General features: G+C 45.3%; 1 pseudogene. It reads left to right on the top strand.

The features are described from left to right. Positions 1-1,043 (top strand): annotated as a pseudogene (locus JX312_RS13930) (alpha-L-arabinofuranosidase); the annotation flags it as partial.

The following is a 1,043-nucleotide window of genomic DNA, read 5'->3' as shown; positions in this document are numbered from 1 at the left end:
TGAAAACACCGGTTTTGACGGTATTTCCGTAAAGAAAGGGGAAACTTATGATTTCTCGATGTTTGTAAGACTTGGAAATCCGGAAGACTCCCGGAAATTTATTGTTAGTATAATTACTCCCGACGGAAAGAGTGTGGCATCGGCTAAAGTAGCGGCAAAGGGTTCTGAATGGCAAAAGTCAGCAGTTATGCTTAAAGCTAAGCAGAGCGTATCAGAAGCCAGACTGGTGCTGGAGATTCCTGCTGATACACGATGTGACATCGATATGGTTTCGTTGTTTCCCTCGAATACATTCAATAATCGCAAAAACGGACTCAGAAAGGATCTTGCACAGGTTCTTGCTGACCTTAAGCCTCGTTTTGTAAGATTTCCGGGAGGATGTGTGGCACATGGCGACGGCATAGACAATATATACGACTGGAAAGGATCCATAGGTCCGCTTGAGAGCCGTAAACCGTTGCGCAACATATGGAACTATCATCAGAGCAGAGGGCTGGGTTATCACGAATATTTTCTGTTTTGTGAGGATTTGAATGCCGAACCGTTACCGGTGCTTGCAGCCGGTGTTCCTTGTCAGAATTCAGGACGTTCCCATTCCGGTTCCGATAGTGAGATAACATCACTTGGCCAGCAGTGTGGAATCCCCATGGACCGGATGGATGATTATGTGCAGGATATACTTGATTTGATAGAATATGCCAACGGTCCGGTCGATTCGGAATGGGGTGCTAAACGTGCGGAAGCCGGTCATCCGGAACCTTTCAATCTCAAATACATCGGTATCGGAAATGAAGATATGATTACAGAGGTTTTTGAGGAGCGGTTCAAATATATACACGACAGATTAAAGGAAAAGCATCCGGAGATTGTAGTTATAGGAACGGTAGGACCGTTCTTTGAAGGGTCTGATTATACTGAAGGATGGAAGTTTGCCAGGAAAGAAAATGTGGCAATGGTAGACGAACATTATTATGTCGCACCCGGATGGTATCTCAACAACCGCGGCTACTACGACAGTTATGACCGTAACGGTACCAAGGTTT

The organism is Barnesiella sp. CU968, assembly GCF_905219685.1.
Lineage (GTDB): Bacteria > Bacteroidota > Bacteroidia > Bacteroidales > Muribaculaceae > Lepagella > Lepagella muris_A.
The sequence above is the reverse complement of the archived record's forward strand: the minus strand, read 5'-3'. Positions and strand labels throughout refer to the sequence as shown.